This window comes from Achromobacter sp. D7-1 (assembly GCF_059760445.1).
The window spans coordinates 14998-39438 of record NZ_JCBAMT010000048.1 but is presented as its reverse complement, the minus strand read 5'-3'; the positions used below and the strand labels follow the sequence as shown (position 1 = coordinate 39438).

18 protein-coding genes are annotated in these 24441 nt (G+C 67.0%); 10 read left to right on the top strand and 8 right to left on the bottom strand.

The features are described from left to right. Window positions 1-182 precede the first annotated feature (182 nt). The 4 genes from AC6LKD_RS19970 to AC6LKD_RS19955 all read right to left on the bottom strand — a co-directional run bounded on the left by AC6LKD_RS19970 (window position 183) and on the right by AC6LKD_RS19955 (window position 4233). Window positions 183-1760 (bottom strand): TerC family protein, encoded by a 1578-nt coding sequence (locus AC6LKD_RS19970; RefSeq protein WP_013393862.1) that lies wholly within the window; start codon window positions 1758-1760, stop codon window positions 183-185. Window positions 1761-2022: 262 nt separating this feature from the next. Continuing rightward, window positions 2023-2313 (bottom strand): hypothetical protein, encoded by a 291-nt coding sequence (locus tag AC6LKD_RS19965; RefSeq protein ID WP_498117243.1) that lies wholly within the window; start codon window positions 2311-2313, stop codon window positions 2023-2025. Window positions 2314-2321: 8 nt separating this feature from the next. Then, window positions 2322-3251 (bottom strand): alpha/beta hydrolase, encoded by a 930-nt coding sequence (locus tag AC6LKD_RS19960; RefSeq protein WP_498117242.1) that lies wholly within the window; start codon window positions 3249-3251, stop codon window positions 2322-2324. Between the two features lie 64 nt (window positions 3252-3315). Further along, window positions 3316-4233, bottom strand: a complete 918-nt coding sequence (locus AC6LKD_RS19955; RefSeq protein WP_498117241.1) for an alpha/beta hydrolase — start codon at window positions 4231-4233, stop codon at window positions 3316-3318. A 125-nt stretch (window positions 4234-4358) separates the two neighbouring features. Here AC6LKD_RS19955 and AC6LKD_RS19950 point away from each other — a divergent pair, with 125 nt between their 5' ends. The 3 genes from AC6LKD_RS19950 (at window position 4359) to AC6LKD_RS19940 (ending at window position 7104) form a co-directional block, all read left to right on the top strand. Beyond that, window positions 4359-5312 (top strand): LysR family transcriptional regulator, encoded by a 954-nt coding sequence (locus tag AC6LKD_RS19950; protein WP_498117240.1) that lies wholly within the window; start codon window positions 4359-4361, stop codon window positions 5310-5312. A 481-nt stretch (window positions 5313-5793) separates the two neighbouring features. Beyond that, on the top strand, window positions 5794-6201 hold the full coding sequence (locus AC6LKD_RS19945; RefSeq protein ID WP_498117239.1) for a hypothetical protein: 408 nt from the start codon (window positions 5794-5796) through the stop codon (window positions 6199-6201). 189 nt (window positions 6202-6390) lie between these two features. Further along, window positions 6391-7104, top strand: a complete 714-nt coding sequence (locus AC6LKD_RS19940) for an MgtC/SapB family protein (RefSeq protein WP_498117237.1) — start codon at window positions 6391-6393, stop codon at window positions 7102-7104. Between the two features lie 11 nt (window positions 7105-7115). Here AC6LKD_RS19940 and AC6LKD_RS19935 read toward each other — a convergent pair whose 3' ends face one another. Then, on the bottom strand, window positions 7116-8753 hold the full coding sequence (locus AC6LKD_RS19935; protein WP_498117236.1) for an ABC transporter ATP-binding protein: 1638 nt from the start codon (window positions 8751-8753) through the stop codon (window positions 7116-7118). A 201-nt stretch (window positions 8754-8954) separates the two neighbouring features. Between AC6LKD_RS19935 and AC6LKD_RS19930 the strand changes: the two genes are divergently transcribed. From AC6LKD_RS19930 to AC6LKD_RS19920, 3 genes are read left to right on the top strand one after another with little or no spacing between them, the layout of a single operon-like run. After that, a complete protein-coding gene (locus AC6LKD_RS19930; RefSeq protein WP_492275178.1) occupies window positions 8955-9722 on the top strand; it encodes an endonuclease/exonuclease/phosphatase family protein in 768 nt (255 codons plus the stop codon). Continuing rightward, window positions 9719-10915, top strand: a complete 1197-nt coding sequence (gene clsB / locus AC6LKD_RS19925) for a cardiolipin synthase ClsB (protein WP_498117235.1) — start codon at window positions 9719-9721, stop codon at window positions 10913-10915. The genes AC6LKD_RS19930 and clsB overlap by 4 nt, the downstream gene beginning before the upstream one ends. Further along, the gene (locus AC6LKD_RS19920; RefSeq protein ID WP_498117234.1) at window positions 10912-11928 is read left to right on the top strand and encodes a lysylphosphatidylglycerol synthase transmembrane domain-containing protein; all 1017 of its coding nucleotides are present in this window, start codon (window positions 10912-10914) and stop codon (window positions 11926-11928) included. Before clsB ends, AC6LKD_RS19920 begins: the two co-directional genes overlap by 4 nt. On the opposite strand, the gene AC6LKD_RS19915 is transcribed toward AC6LKD_RS19920, so the two are convergent. From AC6LKD_RS19915 to AC6LKD_RS19905, 3 genes are all read right to left on the bottom strand, one after another. Beyond that, a complete protein-coding gene (locus AC6LKD_RS19915) occupies window positions 11918-13027 on the bottom strand; it encodes a DUF748 domain-containing protein (protein WP_013393870.1) in 1110 nt (369 codons plus the stop codon). The two genes, AC6LKD_RS19920 and AC6LKD_RS19915, sit on opposite strands and share 11 nt — an antisense overlap. Before the next feature lie 82 nt (window positions 13028-13109). Beyond that, the gene (locus tag AC6LKD_RS19910; protein ID WP_498117233.1) at window positions 13110-13448 is read right to left on the bottom strand and encodes an ElaB/YgaM/YqjD family protein; all 339 of its coding nucleotides are present in this window, start codon (window positions 13446-13448) and stop codon (window positions 13110-13112) included. After that, on the bottom strand, window positions 13445-13702 hold the full coding sequence (locus AC6LKD_RS19905; protein ID WP_498117231.1) for a hypothetical protein: 258 nt from the start codon (window positions 13700-13702) through the stop codon (window positions 13445-13447). Before AC6LKD_RS19905 ends, AC6LKD_RS19910 begins: the two co-directional genes overlap by 4 nt. A 391-nt stretch (window positions 13703-14093) precedes the next feature. Here AC6LKD_RS19905 and glgA point away from each other — a divergent pair, with 391 nt between their 5' ends. Genes glgA through glgB form a run of 4 tightly spaced genes read left to right on the top strand, consistent with a single transcriptional unit; the run spans window position 14094 to window position 24439 of the window. Then, the gene (gene glgA / locus AC6LKD_RS19900; RefSeq protein WP_498117229.1) at window positions 14094-15662 is read left to right on the top strand and encodes a glycogen synthase GlgA; all 1569 of its coding nucleotides are present in this window, start codon (window positions 14094-14096) and stop codon (window positions 15660-15662) included. Between the two features lie 24 nt (window positions 15663-15686). Beyond that, complete coding sequence (locus AC6LKD_RS19895) at window positions 15687-18878, top strand: alpha-1,4-glucan--maltose-1-phosphate maltosyltransferase (RefSeq protein WP_498117227.1); 3192 nt, start codon at window positions 15687-15689, stop codon at window positions 18876-18878. 18 nt (window positions 18879-18896) lie between these two features. Next, window positions 18897-22250 carry a maltose alpha-D-glucosyltransferase gene (gene treS, locus AC6LKD_RS19890; RefSeq protein WP_498117225.1) on the top strand — a complete coding sequence of 1118 codons (3354 nt, stop codon included), beginning with the start codon at window positions 18897-18899 and terminating at the stop codon, window positions 22248-22250. After that, entirely contained in the window at window positions 22247-24439 is a 2193-nt protein-coding gene (gene glgB / locus AC6LKD_RS19885; protein WP_498117223.1) for a 1,4-alpha-glucan branching protein GlgB, read from the top strand. Before treS ends, glgB begins: the two co-directional genes overlap by 4 nt. Window positions 24440-24441 lie beyond the last annotated feature (2 nt).

The window sequence follows — 24441 nt, the reverse complement described above, 5'->3', positions numbered from 1 at the left end:
AAATCAAAAGTCGAGAAATCCTTCGCAATATTCGCACAGAGTTTTACTTTCACCAAGCCGGGTTTCCGAGGCGCGCGATGCCATTTCAGCCCGGCGAAAGCTGTTGCGCCGCCATGTGACAGCCCATGAAAAAAGGGATGCCTCGCGGCATCCCCAGGGACAGCGATTACCGGCGGCGTGCGTCAGCCCGCCTGCTCAGCCTCCTGCCGCAGCGGGCTGGCGTGCACCTGATCGATGCGCAGCCCATCGCGCCGGGTGACCTCGAAGCGCCAGTCGCGCCACGCGATCGAGTCTCCCGTCTCGGGAATCCGTCCGCCCGCGCGCAGCAGGCAGCCCGCCAAGGTTGCGTCCGGATACTCATCGGCCAACGCCGGCGCGTCTAGCAGGCGCGCGGCTTCCGCCACCGCCAGCCGGCCCTCCAGCAGCCAGGATCCATCGGCCAGTTGCAAGGCTTCGGGCTGGTCTTCCTGGTGCTCGGGCAGATCGCCCGCGACGGCGGTCAGCACGTCCATGGGCGTGATCAGGCCCTCGCACACGCCATGCTCGTCGACCACAATCAGCATGTGGTCGCGCGAGGCGCGCAGCTCGTCAAGCACCTTAAGAACCGGCGTGGTTTCCATGACGTAGCGCGGTTCGCGCGCCAGTTCCACCAGATCGATCGGGCCAGGATTCTGCAGCAGCGGCAGCAGGTCCTTGAAGTGCAGCACGCCCAGTACATTGGCCGGATCGCCGGCGCACAGCGGCAGACGCGAGTGACCGCTGGCGAACTTGCGCACGATGGCCTCGGGGGTATCGGCCACGTCCAGCCAGACCATGTCGCCGCGCGCCACCATGATGGAGCGCACGTCCCGCCCGCCGATGGAAAGCACGCGCTCGATCATGGTGCTTTCCTCAGGAGCAAAGGCAGGTTCGCCCTCCGCGCCGTCGACCAGCGCGGCCACCTCGTCGGCCTGCGCGCCCGCCTGTCCGGCGCGGCCGGCGCGCAGCAAGCGCAGCACGGCCTGCGCCGTGCGCTGGCGGCGGCCCAGGGCGTGCGTGCCCTTGGCGCGGTTGCGGCGCGCCAGCTGGTTGCACAGCTCGATCAGGATCGAGAAACCGATGGCGGCGTACAGATAGCCCTTGGGCACGTGGAAGCCCAAGCCTTCGGCCACCAGGCTGAAACCGATCATCAGCAACAGGCCCAGGCACAGGATCACCACCGTGGGGTGGCGGCCGACAAAGGCCATCAGCGGACGGCTGGCCAGCATCATCACGGCCATGGCCACCACCACCGCGATCATCATGATGCTCAGGTCTTGCACCATGCCCACGGCGGTAATCACCGAGTCCAGCGAAAACACCGCGTCCAGCACCACGATCTGCAGGATCACCTGCCAGAACACCGCATGCTGCGGCTTCTGGCCCTGGTCGTGGCTGGCGCTGCCCTCCACGCGCTCATGTAGTTCCATGGTGCCCTTGAACAGCAGGAACAGGCCGCCCAGGATCAGGATCAGGTCGCGGCCTGAGATTTCGGCTCCCAGCAGCGTGAACATGGGCTCGGTCAGCGTGACCACCCACGCGATACTCGCCAGCAGGCCCAGGCGCATGACCATCGCCAGCGTCAGGCCGATCAGGCGCGCGCGGTTGCGCTGCGCGGGCGGCAGCTTGTCCGCCAGGATGGCGATGAACACCAGGTTGTCGATACCCAGCACAATTTCAAGCACGACCAGGGTCGCCAGGCCTAGCCAGGCGGTGGGGTCGGACATCCAATCGAAAATCATCGAAATTCCATGCAAATCGGGACCGCGCGCCAAGTGGCGCCGGACAGGATCAAGGGAAATGCGCCGCGGACGCGGGCGGAAGGCTCAGTGTGGGCGCGAATGCGCCTGGAGGCTGGCGGCGGAGCGCGGCAACCCAGGCGCGGCGTGGCCGCGGCGGCGAGGATGGAATCGGCGTGCGGGCTGCGCGCCCGGGCCGTGGCAGGAAGATGGGGCAGCGGGCGCCGGCTTGCTTGCGGCGCCCTGCTAGAAGGTGGGTCTTCAGTCATAAATGGCGGACGGCTCTGGCTGCCGGGGCAGCAAACGGATAGAGCGCCCGCCTTGCTCTCGTTCTTACAGGAAACTGAATACTACCTGAATCCGGTTTCGGGTGCATCCTGGCGAGCCCGGCTCCGGCCAGGGCGCGGGCGGCGCTGCCCAGCCCGGCGGCCAGCGTGTCGATGCGCTCTTTACGGCGCGCGACCAACACCATGTGCATGCCTTCAGCGACCAGTTGCCACGCCGCCGCCTGGGCGTTGGCGGGCTCCTGGCCGATCAGTTTCCTGGGGTCGCCCATCCGCTGTTTCAGAGCCGGTCCTTGAAGAACGGCACCACCTTGTTCATGGCGATAGCCACGGGCTCGGGTTTGTCGTACAGGTCGTAGTGCGACCAGCCTTCGGCGACAACCATGTGCTTGTCCGTCGAGGCGGCACGGCTGTAGATTTCCCAGCCGTCGCGGAAAGCGCCGAAACCGCCCGGCTTGTCGCCGATCACCACCATCAGCGGCTGGGTCAACAGCACCTCGGCGTGCAGGAAAGCGTCCCAACCCATCGCCGCACCGCTGAACGACATGAGCTGGCTGGTGGCGCCATTGGGCTGCTGGCCGCGCGCGGTCTTGTAGTAGTCGGTGGCCTCCAGCACATCGATGTCGGTGATGCCGGCCTGCTTCGCGGTACCCACTGACTCCGGCAGCAGGTTCGCTGCATACCGGGCAGCGCCCTGGGCCTGGGCCGTGCGCATCTGCGCAATATTGGCGGCTAGTTCGCGCGGCTTGAACTGTGCGAAGCCCTCACGTATCAGCCGGCCATAGTTCACGCCCGTGATCGAAACCAGCGCCTTCAGGCGGTGATCGGTGATACCGGCATGTACCGTGTAGGCACCGCCGCCGCACACGCCGATGGCGCCGATGCGCTCGGCATCCACGTAGGGCAGCGATTGCAGGTAGTCCACCGCGAAACGGATGTCGGAGACGCGAATGGCCGGGTCTTCGATGAAACGTGGCGTGCCGCCGCTGGCGCCCTGGAAACTGGCGTCATGCACCAGCACTACGAAGCCCGCTTCTGCCAGCCCCTTGGCGTAAATGTTGCCGGCGGTCTGCTCCTTGCAACTGCCGATGGGGTGCGTGCTGACTATGGCGGGGTACTTCCTGCTCTCGTCAAAGCCTAGGGGCAGGTAGATGTCGGCGGCGGATTCCCAGCCCAGGTTCTGGTAGGTAACGGTTTGGATGGCGCTCATGTTGAACTCCTTTCGGTACAGGAGGGGCGCGATCTGCCCCGGATCGTGCCTTGGTTTCAGTGGCTTACTTCAGCTTGGCCTGGAAGAACCGCGCCAGCTTCGAGACGGCCTCGTCCACATACCGGGGCACGTCGTACAGATCCATGTGATCGGCGCCTTCGACAATGTGCAGCATCTTGTCGGTGCTGGCGGCGCGGGCGATCAGGTCGTCGCTCATCCACTTGCTGCCGGCCTTGCTGCCGGCCACGACCAGGACGGGCTGGGTCAGGAAGGCTTCAGCCTTGTTGTAGGCGTCGTAAGTGATGATCTGGGTCAGATTGCGCGCCAGCGTGTAGCCTGGGGCGTTGGGGTGCTCGCAGCGCGGCGTGTGGTAGTACTCCCACGCGCCACGCAACTCGGTATTGGGCGCGTCTTCTTCCTTCAGCGGGGCCAGCGGAATGGTGGCCATGTCGCTGTTGTTCGCATCGGCCGTGCGCGCCGCGGAGCCGGCTTCGAGGTAAGGCAGCGCGTCGGCGTCCTTGACCGTGTTCTCCCAGCCATTGCGGAACATCTGGCCGATGTTCACCGCGCTTACCATGCCCAGCGCCTTGATGCGGCGGTCGTTGATGGCGGCGTTGGCGCTGTAGCCCGCGCCAGCGCAGATGCCCATGGCGCCGATCCTGTCCTGATCCACGTAAGGCAGCGTGGTCAGGTAGTCGATGACGGCACTAACGTCCTCGGTGCTGATGTAGGGGTTCTCCAGCTGGCGCGGCTCGCCGGTGCTTTCGCCCTGGTAGGAGCGGTCGAAGGCGATGGTAATGAGGCCGCTCTCAGCGAGTTTCTTGGCGTAGAGACCTGCGGCCTGCTCCTTCACGCCGCCACCAGGGTGGGAGACGACGACGGCCGGGTACTTCCTGGATTCATCGAAACCGGCCGGGAAATTGATGATGGCGGCCATGGTAACGCCTTGGCCGTTGAGGTTCTTGAACGAGACATTGGGCATGAGGTTCTCCAGTCAGGAATGAAAAAATCGTCGCTGGACGACATAGACAGGATTCAATGGTAAGGACGCTATTGCATTTGATAAATAGGCTTTTCAAGACATTAATGATTAGTTAATCTAAACAAATGCCGATTGAACCCTCCCTCGCCTCATCCCTGACTTGGTTTGCCCATATCGCCAGAAATCGCAGTTTTACCAAGGCTGCGACGGAGATGGAGGTGACGCGCGCCGCACTGTCGCAGCACCTCAAGGGGCTGGAGCAGCGCCTGAACGTGCGGCTGCTCAACCGCACGACGCGGGATATGTCGTTGACCGAGGAAGGCCGGCGCCTGCTGGACGTTCTGCAACCTGCGCTCACCGCAATTGAGCGAGCAGTGGCGGAATTGGGCGAGGCGCATGCCGAGCCATCGGGATTGATCCGCTTGAGTTCGTCGCGCATAGCAGCGCGGCTGCTGATCGAGCCGCACATGGGCGAACTTCTGGCGCGCTACCCAAAGCTACGATTAGAGTTGGTAATGGACGACGGCTTCACCAACATCGTGGCCGAGGGGTTGGATGCCGGTTTACGCCTGGGTGAGAGTCTGGATGAAGGGATGGTGGCGGTGCCGGTCACGCCTCCCCTTCAGTACGCCATCGTTGGTTCTCCAGCTTACTTCGCGCGCCACGGCATACCCGAAACGCCGGCTGACCTGATGCGGCACAACTGCTTGGCCTACCGATTCACATCGAGTGGAACCATCGACCGTTGGTCGTTCACTTCACCGGACGCCAAGGCGCGCACGGTGGTGTTCGAGCCGCAGGGCAATGCCGTTTTCAATGACGACGAGAGCATGTTGCGCGGCGCTCTGCAAGGGGTGGGGCTGGTGCAGCACATCGATCTGTGCGTGCGACATCACCTGGCAGAGGGCTCGCTGGCGCGGGTGCTGGCGCCCTGGTGCAGGACGTTCCCAGGGTTCTTCCTTTACGTGCCCTCGCGCGCGCAGATGCCGGCCAAGATCCGGGCGTTGATGGACTTCCTGATCGAGAAGCGGGAACAACTCGCTAGAGAATCTATCGGGGCAGAGCCAGGCGGCAAATAGACATGATGGCGGCCCAGCCTTGCGTCCGCCTTCGACGACTACGGTTGGGCCGAAACTCCAGATGCATGGGACGACGCAGTAGCAGCGCACCGCCATGCAGCAAGGCTACATTGCAAATTCAATGACCAAAGTTGCCAGTTCAATGTACTTCTACAACTTCGCGGGATTTTTACTGGTGTTTACCCTAGGTCAGCGATATACTCCCGGCACTTTCAACTCACCCGAGATCAATGTGGACAACGACGGATGTAGTCGACACACGACTGCAAGCGCCGCTTGACGCAGGATCCGCGGCTATAGCCCGCGCCGGTCCTGCCTGAAGCCAGGACCCGGCTCTCCGGCCCCCTCCCAAGGGCCGACAGCCCTATCCCCTACTGCTTGCCGACACGCGATGCGTTGCGCCGGGTTGCGCGCGCCCGCGGCCGGCCAGGCGGCGCATGCATGTGGACCTTCCACCGTACTCCCCGCTAAGGAGACGATCATGCGTATCAAACAATTCCTGCCCTTCCTGGATCGGAGCGGCGCCGCACAGATGGCGGCGGCCGGACATAAGCCGGCCGCGCCTGAGGCAGCCCCGCCAAAGCCGGCCGCACCTAAGGCGGCCCCGCCCATCTACCAATTCACTATCGTGAGCCTGGGCGACACGCTCAACGCGCTGCGCAAGCAGCTCTATTACGAACTGCGCGACCTGGACTTGCGCGTGCTGGCGGTGCGCATTTCGCGCAGCGAATCGGATCAACTGGCGTCGACCATCGTCACGCTGCATTGCCCGCCGCACCTGCGCAATCTGCTGGGAGCCGTTGCGCTGCGGCTGGGCCAGAGCCCGGACGTGCGCCGGGTGCACTGGGAATGCGAGTCGGGCGCGGCCATTGCCGTCCTGCCCGCCTGACATAAGCGCGGCCGCGGCCGCAGCCGGGAGGCTGTCATGAAAGATCCGTACAAAACCCTGATGATTGCGCGCGTCGTCGCGCTGGCGCTGATCTGGCTGGCAGGGCTGGTGCTGGTCCTGGCCTCGGTCTGGCGCCTGCCCTGAGCGCCCTGCACTCCCCTCACAACATGCTGAAGCATCGAGAAGAAGATGAAGAACTTCGAAAATATCCAGTTCATCACGCTGGCCAATACCCTGGTCAGCCTGCTGACCGCGTTCGTACTGGGTTCCGTGGTCGGCTTTGAACGCCAGTTCCGCCAACGTACCGCCGGCCTGCGCACCAACGTGCTGGTGGCGGTGGGCGCCGCCATCTTCGTGGACCTGGCGTTCCGGGTGGGTGGCGCCGACGGCGGCTCGCGCGTGATTTCCTATGTGGTCTCGGGCGTGGGCTTCCTGGGCGCCGGCGCCATCATGCGCGAAGGCGGCAGCATCCGCGGCCTGAACACCGCCGCCACGCTATGGGGCTCGGCTGCCATCGGCGCCTGCGCGGGCGCATCGTTGATCCTGGAAGCGGTTGCCGCCACGGCCTTCGTGCTGGCGGCGAACACCTTGCTGCGGCCGGTGGTCAGCTACGTCAATCGCCAGCCGGTGGATGCGCAGACCACGGAAGTCACGACCGTGATACACATAATCGCAAATGTGGAGCAACGGCAGGCGGCGATGACGGTGTTGGAAGACGTGCTCGAAACCGAACAGCTGCCGCTGTCCGAACTGAAGATCGACCAATTTGGCGAGAACGAGGTCGAGATCGAGGCGGCGCTCAGCGAGGCCTCGATCGACGAACTGGACCTGGACCGGGTCACGGCCAGCATCGCCGCTTCGCCCGCGGTGCGCACCGCGTTCTGGGCGTCTCGCACGGTGTAGCGCAGCCCGGATCAGGCCGCCTGGCGCAATGCCGCGGAAGCCGGATCCCAGCGCCGCCCCGGCACGGCGGCCAGCAAGGCTTGGGTGTACGGATGCGCGGGCTGGCCGAAGACCTGGGCGCAGATGCCCGCTTCGACCACTCTGCCGTTCTGCATGACCGCGATGTCGTCGCAGACCTGCGCGGCCACGCGCAGGTCATGCGTGATGAAGAGGATGGACAGCCCCAATTGCTCGCGCAGCCGCGCCAGTAGATCCAGCACCTGCGCCTGCACCGACACATCCAGCGCCGATACCGGTTCGTCCGCGATCAACACCTGCGGCCGCATCGCCAGCGCCCGCGCCAGCCCGATCCGCTGGCGCTGGCCGCCCGAGAACTCGTGCGGATAGCGCCGCAGGGCGTCGGGCGACAAACCCACCAATTCAAACAGCTCCTGCGCGCGCGCCAGCGCTTCGCGCCTGGGCGTGCCGTGCACGATGGGGCCGCGCGCCACGATCTCGCCCACGCGCTGGCGCGGATTCAAGGAACCGTAGGGATCCTGGAACACCATCTGCACTCGCCGCGCATGCTCGCGCCGCGCGATGGTCCCCTTGAGCGCCAGCGGTTCGCCGGCCAGGCTTATACCGCCCGCGTCCGGCGGCGCGAGTCCCAGCAAGGCGCGCGCCAAGGTCGATTTGCCGGACCCGCTTTCGCCCACGATGCCCAGCGTGCCGCCCTCCTTCAGGCTCAGCGTCACGTCGTCCAGCGCCCGCGTCTCGCGGCCCGGACGGCCGAACCACCCGCGCTTGCGATAGGTCTTGGACACGCCCTGCGCGCGCAGGATGACTGGCGCGTCGGCCGGCAACGCCGGCCGGGCCGCGGCCGGCGCCAAGGGCGGCACCGCCGCGATCAGGGCGCGCGTGTACGGGTGCCGGGGGTGTTCCAGCACCTGCTGCGCCGCGCCGCTTTCCACCAGTACGCCGCGTTGCATGACCGCTACGCGGTCGGCGATTTCGGCGACCACGCCGAAGTCATGCGTGATGAACAGCACGGCCGTGCCCTTGCGGCGCTGCAGGTCGTGGATCAGGTGCAGGATCTGCGCCTGCGTGGTCACGTCCAGCGCGGTGGTCGGTTCATCCGCGATCAGCAGGGCTGGCTCCAGTGCCAGGGCCATGGCGATCATGGCGCGCTGGCGCTGGCCGCCGGACAGTTCGTGCGGATACGCGTCCAGCGCCCGCGCCGGGTCCGGCAATCGCACGGCGTCCAGCAGTTCCAGCGTGCGGCGCCGGATCTCGGTCCGTCCCAGGCGGGTATGGGTGCGGAAGACTTCCGCGATCTGGTCGCCGATGGTGCGCAACGGATTGAGCGCCGTCATCGGTTCCTGGAAGATCATGCCGATGCGCTGGCCCCGCAGGCGGCGCAGCGCCTCGGGCGCCAGCCGCAGCAGGTCCTGCCCTTCCCACAGCACCTGGCCACCGCTTGCGCGCACGTCCGGCGGCAGCAGCCCCAGGATCGCGCCGGCGGTCAGCGACTTGCCCGAGCCGCTTTCCCCCACCACGCACACGATCTCGCCCGCGCTGATGCTTAGCGACAAGTCTTTCAGCGCGTGCGGACGGTCGGCCCCCGGCGGCAGGTTCACGGTCAGATTCTGGATGCGCAGCAATTCGGTCATGAGTGGTCCAACACGAAGTAGCCCTGGATCGTAGGCTTGCCCGGATCGCGTGGGAACTGCGCATTTCTCATTTGCTCATTCGGTTTGTGGCGCACAGCTTTTGTGGCGCACAGCTATCGTGACGCTGCGTCAGTTACGCCTGTTTACGTTTTGGGAACGCGGATTGCTCCGCACTGCGGATCGACCCTTACCGGAGCGTCCATGCCCTCCTCGCACTACATCGATGCCACCACGCTGACCGTGCTCACCGTGAACACGCACAAGGGTTTCACCAGCTTCAACCGCCGCTTCATGCTGCATGAACTGCGTGAAGCCTTGAGGCTGGCGAGCCCCGACATCGTGTTCCTGCAGGAAGTGCTGGGAGAACACCAAGGGCACGCGGAACGGCACCAGGCCTGGCCCGCCCTGTCCCAGTATGAATTCCTGGCCGACTCGCTATGGACCGATTTCGCCTATGGCCGCAATGCGGTCTATCCGGCCGGGCACCATGGCAATGCGCTGCTGTCCAGGTATCCCATCGAACGCCATGAAAACCACGACGTCACCGTGCATGGGCATGAGGGGCGCGGATTGCTGCATTGCGTCCTGCGGGTGCCCTCGCTACCTTCCCCGGTCCATGCAATATGCGTGCACCTGGGCTTGCTGGAGGGGCACCGGGGCAAGCAATTGCGGCGCCTGTGCGAACTGGTGGCGGACGGCGTGCCTGCCGACGAACCGCTGCTGATCGCGGGCGACTTCAACGATTGGCGCCTGCGCGCCGATGCCTTGATGACCGGCTGCGGCACGCGCGAGGTCTTTACTACGCGCCTGGGCCGCCCTGCCCGTACGTTTCCGGCACGTTGGCCCCTCTTGCGGCTGGACCGCATCTATGTGCGCAATGTCCGCGACTGGCAGCCGGTACCGCTGGCCTCGCGAGTCTGGTCGCGGCTGTCCGACCATGTGCCGATCTGCGCGGAGATCGCGCTATGAACCTGCGCTGGCGCGAGCACAACCGCTACACGCTGCTGGAAAACGGCACCGATTACTTTCCGGCGGTGCTGGAAGCGATCGGCGCGGCGCGCAGCGAAGTGCTGGTGGAGACCTTCATTCTCTTCGACGACGCCGTCGGCCAGGAATTCCAGCGCGCCCTGATCGCGGCAGCCCGCCGCGGCGTCAGCGTGGACCTGACGGTGGATGGCTATGGGTCCGATGAACTGAGCGATGCTTTTGTCGGCGCCATGACCGAAAGCGGCATCCGCGTCCATGTCTTCGACCCGCGTCCGCGCTTCCTGGGCGTGCGCACCAATGTGTTCAGGCGCATGCACCGCAAGATCGTGGCGGTGGACGGCCGGATCGCCTTCGTCGGCGGCATCAATTTTTCTGCCGACCATCTGCCTGATTACGGCCCTGAAGCCAAACAGGACTACGCATTGCGGCTGGAAGGCCCGCTGGCGTCGGACATTGCGGACTTTGCCCGCGCCGCGCTGGCCGTGGACGCCTGGGCGCGCCCGCGGCGGCGCCGGCCGGCGCGCCTGGATCCCATGCCGGTGGGCGATGGCGGCGGACGCCTGGTGGTGCGCGACAACGTCGAGCATCAGACCGACATCGAACGCTACTATCGCGCGGGCGTACGCGCCGCGCGCGAAGACGTGCTGATCGCCAACGCCTACTTCTTCCCCGGCTATCAGCTGCTGCATGACCTGGCCAACGCCGCCCGCCGCGGCGTGCGCGTGCGGCTGCTGCTGCAGGGCGAGCCTGACGTGCTGGTGGCGCGGCTGGCGGCGTCCATGTTGTATGACTACCTGATCGACGCCGGCGTGGAGATTTACGAATACTGCAAACGCCCGCTGCACGGAAAGGTGGCTTGCGTGGACCAGGACTGGAGCACGATAGGCTCCAGCAACCTGGATCCACTCAGCCTGGCGCTGAATCTGGAGGCCAATGTGGTGGCGCGCGATGCCGGATTGAACAGCGCGCTGCGCGGCAGCCTGGACCGGCTCATCGAACAGGATTGCCGACGCATCGAGCTGCCCGAAGGTTCGAAGCGGCGCTTGCGGCGGCTGTGGATCGGGGTGGTCGTGTTCCACTTCCTGCGGCGCTTTCCCGCCTGGGCCGGCAGCCTGCCTGCGCACAAGCCCCACCTGAAATCCATTGCCATGGAACCGCAGCGGGAGTCGGCATGAGAGTGTTCCGCTCCACGCTGACGCGCGCATGGCGGCATCGCTGGCCTCGCCTCAAGCGCGTGCTGCCGGTACTGGTGCTGGCCTTGGTCGCAGCGCTGCTGTACTACTTTGGCCGTTCGGTCGACTGGGCCCAGGTCTGGATCGCCATGCGCAGGATTCCGCCAGGCACCATTGCCGCCGCAGCCGTACTCGTCGTGGCGGGCTACCTGAGCTATGGCGCGCTGGATCTTTTGAGCAAACGCTACACCCGCCATACCCTACCCTGGCCGAAAGTGCTGGGCGTGGCCATGATGAGCTACGCCCTGAACCTCAGCCTGGGCGTGCTGTTGGGAGGCCTGGGCGCGCGACTCAGGCTGTACGCTCGCCTGGGCTGCCGCAAGTCCTTGGCGACGCGCGTCGCCCTGTTTTCGGCGGCCTCCAACTGGATAGGCTACGCATGGGTCGCGGGCGCGCTGTTCGTCGCGGGCGCGGTGCCCGTGCCGCAGGGCTGGGCCATAGGCTCGAATCTGTTGCGCGCGCTCGGCGTGGCGCTGCTGGTGCTGGCGGCGGGCTATGTGGCGGTGTGCGCGCGGGCGCGGCAGCGCACCTGGACCTGGATGGGACAGCACGCCGTCCTGCCCGGCGCCTGGATGGCGGTGGCCCAAAGCCTGGTGGCCGCGCTGTCATGGGCCATCATGGGCGCCATCATCTATCTGCTGTTGCAGGGCAAGGCCAGCTACCCCGCCGTGCTGGGCATACTGCTGTGCGCCAGCTTCGCCGCCCTCATCATCCGCGTGCCGGGCGGGCTGGGTACCACCGAAGCGATCTTCGTGGCCACGCTCGCGCCCGGGATTCCAGCCACCGAGGTGTTGGGCGCGGTACTGACGTACCGCGCGCTTTATGCCTTCACTCCGTTGTTCCTCGCCCTGACGGCGTTTGCCGTGATGGAAGTGAAGCTGAGACACAGGCGGGCGCACGCGGTGGTGCCCGCGGACGGCGGCGGCAAGAATGCGCACGGGTCGTTCAAGGTTTAGGCGTGAGCAGATCCGACAAGGCATTTCCAAGTTCTTTCACGGCGCCAGTGACGCCCTCCGCCGCGCCCTCGGCGCCCACCCCTATCGCATGGCCGAAGCCCCGCGCAACCTGCGCGGTAAAACCGCGCGTGACCGAGAACTTGGGATTGTCCAGGTCGCCTGCCAGGGCGAAGTCGAAGCGCAGCGTGCCGCTCTGGTCCTTCAGCGCCGCCAGCACCGCCTTGCGCGGCAATGAAAACAGGCTGCCGTCGCCGCTGAATCGCAAGCCGCGCAACGCCACCGTGCCCGTGGCCTGAAGCTGGCGCTTGGCGATGGCGGTGCGCATATCCAGGTCCATGGCGCCCGCTGCCAGCGAGGTGGCGCCATTGTCGGCCAGGTATGGGGCGGCATGCTTGATGTCCATATTGCGCACCGCGACCTTGATGTCCGCATCCGTGCCGCCGACCACCAGCCAGCCCTCCGCGCGCACTGTCGCCGCGCCGTTGCGGTTGCCTTCGATATTGCCAGTGAACTCCATGTCGCTGCGACTGCCGTCGCCGGGTATGGCCAGCGGTCGCAGATGCGCCTGGACGTCCGAAAACGGGATCCGGTGCGCAGGCCTGGAGATCGCCGCATCCTCGAAATCCAGGCGGCCGTCGCGCAAGATCAATTCCGCGATGCGGATCGGCGTCCTGGGCCGGGACTGGCTGTCGCCGCCTTCGCCGGCCCGCAAGGAGGATTGCAGGGCGGGCGCGATGTCCATGTCCCCATTGGTCCTGCGCACCACGGTGAAGTCGAAGCCTTCGATGGTGACAGTCTTGAAGACCGCCTCGTGCCGCAGGAAGGCGGACCATTCAGGCTCCAGGATCACTTGGCGCGCCGTGGCGCCCGCCTGGCCGGTGCCGCCGGAGATCGTCACGTCCTTGAGGATCACCTGCCGGTATCCGACCTCGACGTGGCCTACCTGGCCGCGCGGGCCCAGCATGTTCGCGATGCGCTGTTCCGCAATGCGCAAGGCAGCAAACGCCAGCACGACGGCCACGGCCAAAATCAGGGTCAAGACCGCGAAGGCGTTCCCCCATGGCGACTTGCGGCGTGGCGCGGCTGGGTCGAGGTTCATCGTGGGTTCCGGAGGTGCGGCGCAATCCGTGCATGGTCCTGGAAACGCCCCGTCTCATCAATGGGCAAAAAGGATTAGGCGCTCAGCGGCGTTTATGGTCTGACATGAGACACACGCCCGCCAGCACGCCGATGAGCGCGGCGCCCGCCAGGCTTTTCCATGCGTTCTCGTGGACGTATTCATCGGCGGCATGGGAGGCCTGCCTGGCCCGGTCCCAGGCCGCCCGCTCCCAGCCTTTGGCGTGTTCGCGCGCGGCTTCCAGTTGCTGCTTGAGACCGTCGCGCGCCGCTTCGATCTCCGAGCCGCCGTAGCTGGCCGTACTGCGCAGCAAGGCTTCGGTTCCGGAGATCAGCTCGCGTATCGTGCGCGCGGAGTTGTCAGCCGGTTGAAAAAAGTCCCGCAATCCATGGTGCTTGTTCATACGTGCTCCTCGTGAAAAAAGCGTGCGCTCCGGACCTCCGCGAAGCGCGGTCCGTCGAGCCGGTCAATGCCGGGCGTCTGCTGGGGATCCAGCCCGGGCATGGGATTTGGCAGGCTATCGGGCGGCCAGCGGCCGCGCTGGTCTTTTTCCTGTCCGGCGGGATCGGGCCCCGGTTGTTCCGCCGGATGCTGCTGCGGGCCCGGTTGCTGCCGCTCCCTGGGTTGAGCAGGCTTTGAAGGCGTGGTCTTGGTCATGACAGGCTCCTGAACGACAAATACGATCGATGCGGCAGAGCGATTTGCAGGCTTCTTCCGGTCCACGAGCGGCGTGTTCGACTGCCGGCAAATCCTGCACATGGTTTGGAAATATGACGCAGAGCCATGCAGCGCGCCCCATGGCGATGGGCATGGCGCGGTCGATCATGTGGCCCGCTTGCGCCACTGTTGCCGCCATCCGCACGCCATCGTGCGCCACCGCCTTCATTCGAGTCTCCCTGCTCCACCCGCATCCTGCAGAACGCTGGGGGTAGCAAGTGCCATGCCCGGGAACGTGACACCTGTAACGGCGCCGCGGCGGGCACGGCGCTTGCGGATGAAAGCCTTGCGGCGGACGCGTTGGACGATCCGCCACACAAAGGGAGTTGGCATGGCGAAGATTCGAACCCTGGTAGTAGCGGGTGAAGCATTTCCCCTGGCGAAGACGGGTGGCCTGGGCGATGCCATCACGGGCATGGCGCGCGCGCTGCGCGAAGCCGGATTTCCCTTGATGGTGCTGCTGCCGGCGTACCGCGGCGTGCGGCAGCGCCTGGAGCGGGTCCGGGTAGTGGCCCCCCTCCACAACTTGCCGGGAGGCGAGGCGCGGCTGCTCGCCGGACATTGCGCCCAGTCCGGGCTGGACTTCCTGCTGCTCGAGAACGATGCGCTCTATGACCGGCCGGGCCTTTACCTGGACGAGAACGGTTGCGAGCACACCGACAATGCGCTGCGCTACGCGGCGCTGGCCCATGCGGCGGTGCGCGTGGCGGGCGGCCTGCCAGGCATCGCGCGCCCGACCCTGCTGCACGTGCACGACTGGCACGCCGGACTGGTACCGCTGCTGCTGCGGGAATACGGGCCGCGCGATGTCAAAAGCATCATGACCATACACAACCTGGCCTTCCAGGGACAGTTCCCGATGGAATGCGCCGAGTCCCTGGGCATCCCCGAGCGCTACCGCAACGACGAGGGCGCGGGCGCCTGGGGCCGGCTGAATTTCCTCAAGACCGGAATCCGTTATGCCGACCGCGTCACCACGGTCAGCCACACCTACGCCCGGGAGATCCTGACGCCGGCCTTTGGCTGCGGCCTGGACGCGCTGCTGCGGCGACGCGCCGCCGACCTGGTTCCCATCCCCAACGGCATCGACAACATGCTGTGGAATCCGGTCCGCGATCCGCACCTCGGTTCCTTGCGCTACTCGGCCCGCGACCTCGGCAGGAAGGCGCGCTGCAAGGCGGCCCTGCAACGCGAGTTCGGGTTATGCGAAGACAGCGATGCGGTGCTCGTGGCCATGGGCAGCAGGCTGACCGAACAGAAGATGGCGGACGTTGCCGCGCAGGCGCTGCCCCAGGCCCTGGAGCGCCACCCGCGCTTGCAGGTCGCGATCCTTGGCCAGGGCGAACGCCGGCTGGAAGAGGCGTTGAAAGCGCTGAGCGCGCGCTACCCGGGACGCTGCGCCACCCATATCGGTTATGACGAGGCGGTGGCGCACCGGCTGCATGCGGGCTCCGATGTGCTGCTGCATGGCAGCCGCTTCGAGCCCTTCGGCCTGACGCCGCTGTATGCGATGCGCTACGGCTCGATCCCGATAGGTTCACGGGTGGGCGGCATGGCCGACACGATAGACGATCCGGGGCCGCGCGCACCGCTGTCGGCGATGGCCGGCGCCAACGGCCTGCTGTTCGACGGCGACGATCCCGCGGCCATGGCCGCTGCGATCACGCGCGCGCTGAGCCTGCGCGAGGATGCCATGCTCTGGCGCACCATGCAGCGCAACGCCATGAGCGCGGATTTCAGCTGGCGCTCGGCGGCGGGCCCCTACGCCGAACTTTACCGATCGCTGGCCGACGCCGACCGGCGGACGCGCGTTCCGGCGCAGGCCGAGGCAGCCGCGAGCGCTGCCGCCCTGCGCGCGGGGCAACGTTCCAGCGGCCCGCTGCCCGCACCCGCCGTATAGGTACGCCCACAGGAGGAACCGCAGGTGCCCACAGCCCACTCCGCCCACGCTCCATTGCGCTTCTACCATGCCCGAGGCGGCGCGCCGGGGCTTTCCTTCGCCCCTGGCGGCGAATCGGGACCGGCCCTGTATGCGCGCCTGCAGCAACGCGGCTTCAACGCGCTGCTGCTGCCCGCGCCCTGGCTATTGGGCCCTGACAGCCTTTCCGCCGCACCGCTGGACGCCGACAGCGCCTTGCTAGCAGGCAGGCGCGTGCCCATGGCCGAATGGATCGGACATGTGGCGGATCAACTGGCGCCGCATGGGCTGGCGCTGTACCTGGATATTGTCCTGGACCGCTGCGCCGTCGGCGCCGCGTCCGGTACGGCGGGCCCGGGCTGGTACCAGCCACCTCCCGAGAACCCCGCTCGCGATCCGCGCATGAGCGCCGAGGCGCGCGGCGTGCTGCATTTGCGGCCGGGCCCTTTGCCCCCTGGTTTTCTCCAGGCTTGGCGCGAGCGGCTGGAGCGTTGGACGGAACGCGGCGCCGCGGGCTACGCCTTTCAAGCGCCGGAATGTCTCCCGGCCCCGGATTGGGCCGAATTGGCGGCGGCCCTGCACGGCGGGCGAGCGGCCCCGCAACTGCTCGCCTGGGCCCAGGGACTCACGCCCGAATCGCTGGCCGCCCTGCGCGGAGCGGGATTCGACGGCCTGTTCTCATCCTTGCCGTGGTGGGACTTCAAGTCCGCATGGCTGGCGGAAGAAGATGGCAGACTGCGCGCCCTCGCGCCCGTGATCGCCTCGCCGCCGCACGCGGATACGCCGCGCGCTGCGGCCGACAAGCGGGCCGCCTGGACTGCAGCGCTATGTGCCGACTTCCTGATGTTCGACGACCAGGATGAAGCCCGCCTGCCCGACGTCGCCGCCGCCAACCACTGGTTTGCGCAGGCCGGCCTGCGCGGGCCGCTGCGCCTGGCGGGCGGACGCGATGGCCATTGCACCATGCTGTTGCGCGCTTGCGCCGCCGGCACCGCCGTGTTGGCGCTCAACCCGTCGGACACGGCCGAGGCAAGCGTGGATTGGGATGCGCTGGCCCCTCTACTGCCCCCGGCCGATTTCCTGTCCGAAGGCGTGCCGGACGGCCTGGCGCCACAAACCGACCACGTCGCGCCCGCGGGCTGCGCCATGTTCCTGCTCGAACCCACGCATCCGGTGCGCGAACCCTCGCGGCACGCTGCAAGACGCATGGACGGCGCCGCCAGCCAGCGCATCGTCGTCGAACAGGTCAGCCCCGCCGTGGATGGCGGCGCCTTTCCCGTCAAGTGCATTCCGCATGAGCGGATTCCAGTGTGCGCCGACATCTACATGGACGGCCATGAACTATTGGCGGCCGAACTGCGTTGGCGTGCGGCCGACGAGACCTCATGGCGCGCCACGCCCTTCGCGCGCGGCTTGAACGACCGCTGGGAGGCCGCGTTCCGTCCGCGCCGCATCGGGCCGCATGAGTTCGCCATCCACGCCTGGTTCGACGCCTGGCAGACGTTCCGCCATGACCTGGAAGTCAAGCGCCAGGCCGGCGTGGACCTGCGCCTGGAAGTAGAGGAAGGCCTGCTGATGCTGCGCGCGGCCCTGGCGCGCGCCCGCAACGCCTCCCACCCAGGCGCCATGACGCTGCGCAACACCTTGCAGAGGTTCAGCAAGTCCGCCGAAAGCGAGACGGCCCCGCCCACGCCGGAGCAGCTGGGCGCCCTGTTGGACGAGGACCTGGCCAGCACCATGCGGGAACTGGACGACCGTCCGTTCGAATACGTCAGCCCGGCGCCCTATCCGGTCTGGGTGGACCGCAGCCAGGCCTGCCACGCCAGCTGGTATGAACTGTTTCCACGGTCCCAGTCCGCGCAATCCGGCCAGCACGGCACCTTCGACGACGTCATCGGCCGGCTGCCCGACGTACGCGAGATGGGGTTCGACGTGCTCTATCTGCCGCCCATCCATCCCATCGGGCAGCGCAACCGCAAGGGACGCAACAACAGCCTGCACGCAGCGCCGGGCGATGTGGGCAGTCCGTACGCCATCGGCTCAGCCGAGGGCGGACACGACGCCATCGAACCCCTGCTGGGCGGGCTGGACGGCTTCCTCAGGCTGGTGGAGGCTGCGCGCGCGCACGGCATGGAGGTCGCGCTGGATTTCGCGATCCAGTGTTCGCCGGACCATCCCTGGCTGGCGCGCCACGCCGACTGGTTCTCCTGGCGGCCGGACGGTACGTTGCGCTACGCCGAGAATCCGCCCAAGAAGTACCAGGACATCGTCAATGTGGCCTTCTACGGCGCCGCTGCCCGCCGCGCCCGCAAGCTGGCTTTATGGCGCGCGCTGCGCGACGTGGTGCTGTTCTGGGTGCACCATGGCGTGCGCACCTTCCGGGTCGACAACCCACATACCAAGCCCCTGCCGTTCTGGCAGTGGCTGATCGCCGAGGTCCATGGCCAGCATCCCGACGTGATCTTCCTGTCCGAAGCCTTCACCCGCCCCAAGATGATGTACCGGCTGGCCAAGATCGGCTTTACCCAGTCCTATACCTACTTCACCTGGCGCAACGACAAGGCGGAACTGGAGGCATACCTGGAAGAAGTGTCCACGCCGCCTGCCGCGGACTTCTTCCGGCCGCACTTCTTTGTCAACACGCCGGACATCAACCCCTATTTCCTGCAGTCCTCTGGACGCCCCGGCTTCTTGATACGCGCCGCGCTGGCCGCACTGGGGTCCGGTCTGTGGGGCATGTACAGCGGCTTCGAACTGTGCGAGTCGGCTGCCCTGCCCGGCAAGGAGGAATACCTGGATTCGGAGAAGTATGAACTGCGCCAGCGCGACTGGTTCGCGCCCGGCAACATCCGCGCGGAGATCACCCGCCTGAACCAGATCCGGCGCGCCAACCCCGCCTTGCAGAGCCATCGGGGCCTGACCCTGGCGCGCAGCGGCAACGACCGCGTGCTGGCGTTCTGCAAGTCCACGCCCGGCCGTGGCAATTTCATTCTGGCGGCGATCAGCCTCGATCCCTTCCAGCCGCAGGCGGCGCGCATCGAAGCGCCCTTCTGGCTGTTCGGCCAGGCCGACACCGGGCGGCTGGTCGCCGAAGACCTGCTGGCCGAACGCAGCGAGCCATGGCAGGGCCAGACCCGCGAACTGACGCTGCATCCCGATCAACCCTATCGCGTGTGGCGCCTGTCGCTGCATGGCTGACGCCGCACGCCCATTGCCATGATCAGTGAAACCCAGCCCCTCCAGGACGACGGCCTTTGGTACAAGGACGCGGTCATCTACCAGCTGCACGTCAAGTCCTTCTTCGACTCGAATGGCGATGGCGTAGGCGACCTGCCCGGCCTGATCTCCAAGCTGGACTACATCTCCAGCCTGGGGGTCAACACGATCTGGCTACTGCCCTTCTATCCCTCGCCCCGCCGCGACGACGGCTATGACATTGCCGACTACCGCGGCGTGCATCCGGACTACGGCACCGTGGCCGACGTCAGGAAGCTGATCCGCGCGGCGCACGCCCGCGGCCTGCGCGTCATCACCGAGCTGGTGGTCAATCACACCTCGGACCAGCACCCCTGGTTTCGCCGCGCCCGCGCGGCCAGGCCGGGGTCGGCCGCGCGCAATTTCTATGTCTGGTCGGACAACGACAAGGCTTACGCCGGCACGCGCGTCATTTTCTGCGATACCGAGAAATCCAACTGGACCTGGGACCCCGAGGCCGGCGCCTACTTCTGGCACCGCTTCTATTCCCACCAGCCCGACCTGAACTACGACAACCCGCAGGTGCTCAAGGAAGTGCTGGCCGTGATGCGCTACTGGCTGGACATGGGCGTGGACGGCCTGCGGCTGGACGCGGTGCCGTATCTGGTCGAACGCGAAGGCACCAATAACGAGAACCTGCCCGAGACGCACGATGTGCTCAAGCGCATCCGCTCCGTGATCGACGCGGAATATCCCAACCGGCTGCTGCTGGCCGAGGCCAACCAATGGCCGGAGGACGCGCAGGAATACTTCGGCGCCGGGGACGAATGCCATATGTCGTTTCATTTCCCGCTGATGCCGCGCATGTACATGGCGATCGCGCAGGAGGACCGCTTCCCCATCATCGACATCATGCGCCAGACGCCGGACATTCCCGCCACCTGCCAATGGGCCATTTTCCTGCGCAACCACGATGAACTGACGCTGGAAATGGTCACCAGCCGCGAACGCGACTATCTCTGGAACGTGTACGCGGCGGATCCTCGCGCCCGCATCAACCTGGGCATCCGGCGCCGCCTGGCGCCGCTGCTGGAGCGCGACCGGCGCCGGGTGGAACTGATGAACAGCCTGCTGCTGTCCATGCCGGGCACGCCGGTGCTGTACTACGGCGACGAGCTGGGCATGGGCGACAACGTGCACCTGGGCGACCGCGACGGTGTGCGCACCCCGATGCAGTGGTCGCCGGACCGCAATGGCGGCTTCTCCCGCGCCGATCCCGAGCAACTACCGCTGCCCGTGCTCATGGGACCGTTGTACGGCTATGAAGCGGTCAACGTCGAAGCGCAGCAGCGCGATCCGCACTCATTGCTCAACTGGACCCGGCGCCTGCTGGCGCAGCGCCGGCAGAGCCATGCGTTCGGGCGCGGCGCGCTGCGCTTCATCTTCGCCGGCAACCGGAAGATCCTGGCCTACCTGCGGCAGTGGCAGGACACCACCATCCTGTGCGTCGCCAACCTGTCCAACGCCGCGCAGCCGGTCGAGCTGCAACTGCAGGAGTTCAACGGCCGAGTCCCGGTCGAAATGCTGGGCGGAACGCCGTTCCCGGCGGTGGGCGAACTGCCCTACCTCCTGACCCTGCCGCCCTATGCGTTCTATTGGCTGGATTTGAGCAACCAGGCTGCCCCGCCTGACTGGCACGCCAGCACGCCCGAGCAGATGCCGGAGCTGACCACGCTGGTATTGCGCGCGCACGGCGGCGCGGCCTTGACGGACTCGTCCCGCGCCACACTGGAGCGCGAAGTACTGCCGCAGTACCTGGCGCGCCAGCGCTGGTATCCGGGCAAGCAGCCGCCCGCCCGCGCGCGCCTGGCCTACGCCACGCCCTTCACCTCGGCCGCTGGCGAATACTACTGGGCCGAGGTCGAGCCCGAGGATGGCGTCACCGGCTTGCGCGCTCAGGCGCCTTTCGTGCTGGTATGGGATGAGACCGCCGCCGTGCAGTATGCGATTGCGCGGGTCCGCCGCGGCGCCGAGGTCGGCGTGCTGGCGGACGCATTCCTGCAAGGCGGTTTCGTGCGCGGAGTGGTCCAGGCCTTGCTGGAGGGCCGCGAGCTGGACGGCCGCAGCGGCGGCAAGCCTGGCGACAAGCCCGGGGTGATCCGCTTCATGGCCGAGGACGGTCTGGCCGCCATGGACCTGGCCGAGGACGGCGAACTGCAGTGGCTGACCGGCGAACAATCCAACAGCTCGGTCATCGTTGACGGCAAGCTCATCCTGAAGCTGATCCGCGCGGTCCAGGCCGGCGCATCGCCCGAGGTGGAAATGACCCGCTACCTGACGCGGGCGGGCTATGCGAACATGCCCGCGCTGCTGGGCGAAGTGCAGCGCGAGGACGCCGACGGGGTGGTCCATACGCTGGCCGTTGCGCATCGCTACGTCGCCAACGAGGGCGACGCCTGGAGCTGGACGCTGGATCTCCTGAAACGCACGCTGGACAATGCGCTGCTGGTAAACCAAAACCCCGACGAATTCGCGCAAGACCTGCAAGGCTACGCCGCCATGGCCGCCACCATGGGCGAACGCCTGGCGCAGATGCACAACCTGCTGGCGCAACCCAGTGACGACCCCGCTTTCCAGCCGCGCCAGGCCAGCCAGGCCGACGCCGACGCACGCGCGCGGCATATCCAGGGCCTGCTCGAAAGCGCGGAAAAGGATCTGCGCGCACAATTCGGCAAGCTCGAAGCCCCTTCCCGCGCCTGCGCCGAATGGTATTTCGAACACCGCGCCCGCCTGGCCGCGCGCGTGGCGGCGATGGCACAGGCCGAAGCCGGAACCCTGTGCCTGCGGGTGCACGGCGACTTCCACCTGGGGCAGGTACTGGTGGCGCAGGCGGACGCCTATCTCATTGATTTCGAGGGCGAACCGGTCAGCAGCGTGCAGGCGCGCCGTGCGCTGGCCTCGCCCTACAAGGATGTCGCGGGCATGCTGCGTTCGTTCGACTATGCCGCGGCGTCGATCGCCCGCACCGACATCATCGGCGGCGCGCCGACCGACGCCAATGCCGGCGCGGGCGAGACGCCCGGCACGCCGGTTACCCCTACCGAACTACGCGACGCGTTGCTGTCGCGTTTCCGCCAGACCGCCACCCAGGCGTTCCTGCAAGGCTACCGCGATGCCCGCGCCTCGGCGCTGATTCCGCCTGCGGACGAGGACGCGCTGCTGACCCTGGCCGAACTGGAGAAAGCCGCCTATGAGGTGAGCTACGAAGCGGCGCATCGCCCCGACTGGATCTCGATACCGCTGTGCGCGCTGACCGAGCTGGCGCGCAGCCTGCTGCTATCGGCGGCGGTGGACGATGAGGACACGCCATCATGAACCAGGACATGCGCGCCGGCGCCGTCACCGCCGATCCCGCCGAACTGGCCGCGCTGGCTTGCGGCCTGCATAACGATCCCTATGCCTTCCTGGGGCCGCACGATGGCGAACTGCGCGTGTATGCCCCGGGCGCGCAGCGGGTCGACGCGCTGGATGCGGGAGGCGCCAGGACCGCGCTGCGAGAACAGGGCCAGGGACTGTTCCTTGGACGCGTGGCGCACGCCCGGGCAGGCGACGCGAGTTCGTACTGCCTGGCTATCCAATGGCCCGGCGCCGAGCAGGTCACCGCCGATCCCTATGCGTTCGGCCCCTTGCTGAATGAAGAGACGCTGGAGCAACTGGCGCAAGGCTCATGGCGCGACGCCGGGACTGCGCTCGGCGCGCGACTGATGGCGGTTGATGGCGTGGCCGGCCTGCGCTGCGCGGTGTGGGCGCCGAATGCGCAACGCGTCGCCGTGGTGGGCGATTTCAACGCCTGGGACAGCCGCCGGCACGGCATGCGGCTGCGGCACCGCGCCGGCGTCTGGGAAATCTTCATCCCGGGCGTGCGCGCCGGCGAGCGCTACAAGTTCGCCATCACCGACCGCGCCGGCAATCAGCGTCTCAAGGCCGATCCGCTGGCGCGGCGCAGCGAAGCGCCGCCAGCCACTGCATCGGTGGTGGAGGATCCAGCAGACTATTCGTGGGAAGACCAGGCCTGGATGGCGGACCGGCAGGCGTGCCAAGCTCCGGAAGCGCCGCTGTCCATCTATGAAGTGCACGCCGGTTCCTGGCTGCCCGACGACGCCGGATCCAACGCCTGCATCTGGGACCGCCTGGCCGACAAGCTGCCGGCCTACGCCCGCGCCATGGGTTTCAGCCACGTGGAGCTGCTGCCCGTCATGGAGCACCCCTTCGGCGGATCCTGGGGCTACCAGCCCCTGGGCATGTTCGCACCCGCCGCCCGTTACGGGCCGCCGGAGGCGTTCGCCCGCTTCGTCGACCGCTGCCACCACGCCGGCATCGGCGTCATCCTGGATTGGGTGCCCGCGCACTTCCCCGACGATGCGCACGGCCTGGCCCGCTTCGACGGCAGCGCGTTGTACGAGTACGAGGATCCGCGCGAAGGCTACCACCCTGACTGGCACACCATGGTCTACAACCTGGGACGTACCGAGGTGCAGGCCTTCATGATCGCCAGCGCGCTGCACTGGCTGCGGCGCTTCCACATCGATGGCCTGAGGGTCGACGCGGTGGCGTCGATGCTGTACCGCGACTACAGCCGCCAACCGGGACAATGGATCCCCAACCGCTACGGCGGCCGCGAAAACCTGGAGGCGGTGCAGTTCCTGCAGGCGCTGAACAGCACCGTGCGGCAGGAAGTTCCCGACGCCATCATGGTGGCCGAGGAATCCACCGCCTGGCCGGGCGTGACCGCGCCTGTCGCCGAGGGCGGCCTGGGCTTTCACTACAAGTGGAACATGGGCTGGATGCACGACACCTTGCGCTATCTGTCCCAGGACCCGGTGCACCGCAAGCATCACCACCACGACATCACCTTCAGCATGGTTTACGCGTACAGCGAGCGTTTCATCCTGCCGCTGTCGCACGACGAAGTGGTGCACGGCAAAGGCTCGCTGCTGGCCAAGATGCCGGGCGATGCGGCCGCCAGGCTCGCCAACCTGCGCGCCTATCTGGGCTTCATGTGGGCCCATCCGGGCAAGAAGCTGCTGTTCATGGGCGGCGAGATGGCCCAACCGCGGGAGTGGAACCATGACGAGCCGCTCGATTGGGAATTGCTGGACCGTCCCGGCCACCTGGGCATGCAGCGCCTGGTCGCCGACCTGAACGGCCTGTACCGCGCGCTGCCCGCACTGCATGCGCAGGATGCCGACCCAGCCGGCTTCGCCTGGACCATCCTGGACGACCGCGATAACAGCGTGGTCGCGTTCGTCCGCAGCGGCGGCACGCACCATGTGCTCGCGGTCGCAAATTTCACGCCCGTGGCGCGCCATGACTACCGCATAGGCGTGCCGCGCGCCGGCCGCTGGACGGAAAGGCTGAACACCGATGCCACGCACTACGGCGGCTCGGGCCAGGGCAACCAGGGCGGCGCCAGCACCGGGGAAGGCGCGTCCCACGGCCAGCCCCAGGCCTTGTCGCTCACCTTGCCGCCTCTGGCCACCCTCTTCCTGCTCTACGAAGGCTGAAC

Coding starts and splice junctions, on each gene's coding strand:
- AC6LKD_RS19965 (WP_498117243.1), bottom strand. CDS start 2,313: ATGGGCGACCCCAGGAAACTGATCGGCCAGGAGCCCGCCAACGCCCAG.
- AC6LKD_RS19935 (WP_498117236.1), bottom strand. CDS start 8,753: ATGACCGAATTGCTGCGCATCCAGAATCTGACCGTGAACCTGCCGCCG.
- AC6LKD_RS19905 (WP_498117231.1), bottom strand. CDS start 13,702: ATGACCAAGACCACGCCTTCAAAGCCTGCTCAACCCAGGGAGCGGCAG.
- AC6LKD_RS19950 (WP_498117240.1), top strand. CDS start 4,359: ATGCCGATTGAACCCTCCCTCGCCTCATCCCTGACTTGGTTTGCCCAT.
- AC6LKD_RS19915 (WP_013393870.1), bottom strand. CDS start 13,027: ATGAACCTCGACCCAGCCGCGCCACGCCGCAAGTCGCCATGGGGGAAC.
- AC6LKD_RS19930 (WP_492275178.1), top strand. CDS start 8,955: ATGCCCTCCTCGCACTACATCGATGCCACCACGCTGACCGTGCTCACC.
- AC6LKD_RS19945 (WP_498117239.1), top strand. CDS start 5,794: ATGCGTATCAAACAATTCCTGCCCTTCCTGGATCGGAGCGGCGCCGCA.
- AC6LKD_RS19960 (WP_498117242.1), bottom strand. CDS start 3,251: ATGAGCGCCATCCAAACCGTTACCTACCAGAACCTGGGCTGGGAATCC.
- AC6LKD_RS19910 (WP_498117233.1), bottom strand. CDS start 13,448: ATGAACAAGCACCATGGATTGCGGGACTTTTTTCAACCGGCTGACAAC.
- glgA (WP_498117229.1), top strand. CDS start 14,094: ATGGCGAAGATTCGAACCCTGGTAGTAGCGGGTGAAGCATTTCCCCTG.
- clsB (WP_498117235.1), top strand. CDS start 9,719: ATGAACCTGCGCTGGCGCGAGCACAACCGCTACACGCTGCTGGAAAAC.
- treS (WP_498117225.1), top strand. CDS start 18,897: ATGATCAGTGAAACCCAGCCCCTCCAGGACGACGGCCTTTGGTACAAG.
- AC6LKD_RS19940 (WP_498117237.1), top strand. CDS start 6,391: ATGAAGAACTTCGAAAATATCCAGTTCATCACGCTGGCCAATACCCTG.
- AC6LKD_RS19920 (WP_498117234.1), top strand. CDS start 10,912: ATGAGAGTGTTCCGCTCCACGCTGACGCGCGCATGGCGGCATCGCTGG.
- AC6LKD_RS19970 (WP_013393862.1), bottom strand. CDS start 1,760: ATGATTTTCGATTGGATGTCCGACCCCACCGCCTGGCTAGGCCTGGCG.
- AC6LKD_RS19955 (WP_498117241.1), bottom strand. CDS start 4,233: ATGCCCAATGTCTCGTTCAAGAACCTCAACGGCCAAGGCGTTACCATG.
- glgB (WP_498117223.1), top strand. CDS start 22,247: ATGAACCAGGACATGCGCGCCGGCGCCGTCACCGCCGATCCCGCCGAA.